Source organism: Pseudomonas protegens (assembly GCF_003732485.1).
Taxonomy (GTDB): domain Bacteria; phylum Pseudomonadota; class Gammaproteobacteria; order Pseudomonadales; family Pseudomonadaceae; genus Aquipseudomonas; species Aquipseudomonas protegens_B.
In genome coordinates, this window is record NZ_MOAK01000086.1 from 667,565 (window position 1) to 671,675 (window position 4,111).

The following is a 4,111-nucleotide window of genomic DNA, read 5'->3' on the forward strand; positions in this document are numbered from 1 at the left end:
AGGACCTGTTCGACGTGGCCGGCAGCATCACCACCGCCGCCGCCCAGGTGCGTCGCAATGCACCGCCGGCCAAGGTGGATGCGCCCAGCGTGCGCCAGTTGTGCCGGGCCGGGCTGGTCAGCCTGGGCAAGACCAACCTCAGTGAGTTTGCCTATTCCGGGCTCGGCCTGAACCCGCACTTCGGCACCCCGATCAACCCCCACAGCGATGCCCAGCCACGGATTCCCGGCGGCTCCTCGGCAGGCTCGGCGGTGGCGGTGGCCGCCGGCATCGTGCCGATCGCCATGGGCACCGACACTGCCGGTTCGATCCGCATTCCCGCGGCCTTCAACGGCCTGGTGGGTTATCGCGCCACGTCCCGGCGCTATGACCGCGAGGGGGTGTTTCCCCTGGCCGAAAGCCTCGACAGCCTCGGGCCGCTGACCCGCAGCGTGCGCGATGCCTGGCTGATCGACGGGTTGTTGCACGGTGGTGACCCCCGGCAGTTGCCCCAGCCCCGCAGCCTGGCCGGGCAACGCTTCCGGGTCGATCTGCAAGTGCTCGACGACAGCCGTACCCAGGGCGCGGTGCGGGCCAACCTGCTGGTGATCATCGAACGCCTGCAACAGGCCGGGGCGCTGGTGGAACAACGCCCGCTGCACAGCTTGCAAGCCACCCTGCAACTGATCCAGGAACAGGGCTGGCTCGGCGCCGCCGAAGCCTTCGCCCTGCACCAGCCGTTGCTCGACAGCGAGTACGCCGAACAGCTCGATCCGCGGGTGCGACGGCGCCTGGAAAGTGCCCGGCAGATGCCCGCCAGCCAGCTGCTGCGGTTGTATGAAGCGCGGCGCCAGCTGCAACAACAGGTGCAGGACGAACTGGACGGCGCGGTGCTGATCACCCCCACCGTGGCCCATGTGGCGCCGCCCCTGGCGCCCCTGGAGCAGGACGACGAGCTCTTCGCCCGGACCAACCTGGCGACCCTGCGCCTGACCATGCCCGGCAGTTTCCTCGACATGCCCGGAGTGAGCCTGCCCAGCGGCCGCGATGCCCAGGGCTTGCCCACCGGGCTGTTGCTGAGCCTGCCCCAGGGCCATGACCGGCAACTGCTGGATGCGGCCCTGGCGCTGGAGGCGGCGCTGCTGCGCTAAGCCCCGACAACGATTTTCCAACAACAAGCAATCACTGGAGGCCGCTCATGGCTAAAGAAATTCTCTGTGCATTTGGTGTCGATGTGGACGCGGTGGCCGGCTGGCTCGGCTCCTATGGCGGCGAGGATTCGCCGGACGATATCTCCCGTGGCCTGTTCGCCGGCGAGGTTGGTGCGCCGCGCCTGCTCAAGCTGTTCGAGCGCTACGGCCTGCGCACCACCTGGTTCATTCCCGGGCACTCCATGGAGACCTTTCCCGAGCAGATGAAGGCGGTTGCCGAGGCCGGCCATGAGATCGGCGTGCACGGCTACAGCCACGAAAACCCCATCGCCATGACCCCGGAGCAGGAAGAGATCGTCCTCGACAAATCCATCGAGCTGATCACCCGGGTCACCGGCAAACGGCCCACCGGCTACGTGGCGCCCTGGTGGGAATTCAGCAAGGTGACCAACGAGCTGCTGCTGAAAAAGGGCATCAAGTACGACCACAGCCTGATGCACAACGACTTCCATCCCTACTATGTGCGGGTCGGCGACAGCTGGACCAAGATCGACTACAGCCAGCACCCCGACACCTGGATGAAACCCCTGGTGCGCGGCCAGGAAACCGACCTGGTGGAGATCCCGGCCAACTGGTACCTGGACGACCTGCCGCCGATGATGTTCATCAAGAAGGCGCCCAACAGCCACGGTTTCGTCAACCCGCGGCACCTGGAAGAAATGTGGCGCGACCAGTTCGACTGGGTCTACCGCGAGCATGAGCACGCGGTGTTCACCATGACCATCCACCCTGACGTCTCCGGCCGCCCGCAAGTGCTGTTGATGCTCGAACGCCTGATCGAACACATCCAGAGCCATGCCGGCGTGCGCTTCGTCACCTTCGACGAGATCGCCGACGACTTTATCCGCCGCCACCCGCGCAACCGCTGACCCCGGCCACTTCATCGAGGCGTGACTGATGTCTATCTATAACAAGCTCGACCTGACTGGCTGGAAACCCCAGCAGTTGACCCCGGCCCAAGTGCGCTTCGCCACCTGGATCGCCTTCTTCGCCTGGGTGTTTGCGGTGTACGACTTCATTCTGTTTGGCACCCTGCTGCCGGAGATCGGCCGGCACTTCGGCTGGGGCGAGGTCGAGCAGGCCGAGATCGCCACCTGGGTGGCGGTGGGCACCGCGGTGGTGGCCCTGGCCATCGGGCCGCTGGTGGACAAGCTGGGCCGGCGCATGGGCATCATTTTCACCGTCAGCGGCTCGGCCATCTGCTCGGCGCTGACCGCCATCGGCGGCGCCTGGGGCAAGTCGCCGCTGATCCTGATCCGCTCCCTGGGCGGCCTGGGCTATGCCGAGGAAACGGTGAACGCCACCTACCTCAGCGAGTTGTACGCGGCATCCGACGACCCGCAACTGGCCAAGCGCCGGGGCTTCATCTACAGCCTGGTGCAGGGTGGCTGGCCGGTGGGGGCGCTGATCGCCGCCGGGTTGACCGCGGTGCTGCTGCCGATCATCGGCTGGCAAGGCTGCTTCATCTTCGCCGCGATCCCGGCCATCGTCATTGCGGTGATGGCGCGCAAGCTCAAGGAGAGCCCGCAGTTCCAGATCCACCAGCGCATCAGCCAGCTGCGCAAAAGTGGTTCGGTGAGCGAGGCCCAGGCGGTGGCGCTGACCTATGGCGTGGACTATGACGAGCACAGCAAGGCCGGCCTGGCTGCGGCTTTCCGTGGCCCGGCGCGGCGCGCGACCCTGGTGATCGGCGCGGCGATCCTGCTCAACTGGGCGGCGATCCAGGTGTTCAGCGTGCTCGGCACGTCGGTGATCGTCAGCGTGCATCACATCTCCTTCGAGAACTCGCTGATCATCCTGGTGCTCTCCAACCTGGTGGGCTACTGCGGCTACCTGAGCCACGGCTGGATGGGCGACAAGATCGGCCGGCGCAATGTCATCGGCCTGGGCTGGATGCTCGGCGGCCTGTCGTTCGCCGGCATGCTCTACGGCCCGAGCAACATGCCGATGGTGGTGGGTCTCTACAGCCTGGGCCTGTTCTTCCTGATCGGCCCGTACTCGGCGGCGCTGTTCTTCATCAGCGAAAGCTTCCCCACCAGCATCCGTGCCACCGGTGGCGCAATCATCCATGCCATGGGCCCGATCGGCGCAGTGGTGGCGGGCTTCGGCGCCACCCAGGTGCTGTCCGCCGGTGGCGACTGGCAGACCTCGGCGCTGTATTTCGGCGCGCTGCCTTGCTTTCTCTCCGGTGCGCTGATGTTCGCCGCGCGCCATGTGCGTCCTGAATCCGTTCAATAAGGAAAGTTATCCATGACTCAAAAAGTCGCCGTGATCACCGGTGCCGCCAGCGGCATCGGCCAGGCCCTGGCCGTGGCCTATGCACGGGCCGGTGTGGCGGTGGTGGGCGGGTATTTCCCCGCCGACCCCCATGACCCGCAAGCCACCCGCGATCTCGTGGCCGAGGCCGGCGGGCACTGCCTGATGCTGCCCCTGGACGTGACCGACAGCGCCTCGGTGGACGCCCTGGCCGAGCAGGCCGTGGCGCACTTTGGCCGCCTCGATTACGCCGTGGCCAATGCCGGCCTGCTGCGTCGCGCGCCCTTGCTGGACATGACCGACGCGGCCTGGAACGCCATGCTCGATGTGGACCTGACCGGGGTCATGCGCACCTTCCGCGCGGCGGTCAAACACATGGGCGAGGGCGGTGCGCTGGTGGCGATTTCCTCGATTGCCGGTGGTGTCTACGGCTGGCAGGACCACGCCCATTACGCCGCGGCCAAGGCCGGGGTGCCGGGGTTGTGCCGCTCGCTGGCGGTGGAACTGGCGGCCAGGGGCATTCGCTGCAACGCGGTGATCCCGGGGTTGATCGAGACCCCGCAGTCGCTGGACAGCCAGAACTCCCTGGGCCCGCAAGGTTTGGCCAAGGCGGCCCGGGCCATCCCCCTGGGGCGGGTCGGGCGGGCCGATGAAGTGGCGTCCCT

Annotated in this window: 4 protein-coding genes; all 4 read left to right on the forward strand. The window is 67.0% G+C overall.

The genetic code is table 11. The features are described from left to right. Positions 1-1,130 (forward strand): amidase (locus BLX41_RS30085; RefSeq protein ID WP_259745382.1); only part of this gene is annotated, 1,130 nt, incomplete at its 5' end. Positions 1,131-1,177: 47 nt separating this feature from the next. Next, entirely contained in the window at positions 1,178-2,059 is an 882-nt protein-coding gene (locus tag BLX41_RS30090) for a polysaccharide deacetylase family protein (protein WP_011059704.1), read from the forward strand. Between the two features lie 28 nt (positions 2,060-2,087). Beyond that, positions 2,088-3,428 carry an MFS transporter gene (locus BLX41_RS30095; protein ID WP_011059705.1) on the forward strand — a complete coding sequence of 447 codons (1,341 nt, stop codon included), beginning with the start codon at positions 2,088-2,090 and terminating at the stop codon, positions 3,426-3,428. Between the two features lie 12 nt (positions 3,429-3,440). Then, positions 3,441-4,111: SDR family NAD(P)-dependent oxidoreductase (locus BLX41_RS30100; RefSeq protein ID WP_148059787.1), on the forward strand; the 671-nt coding region annotated here is incomplete at its 3' end.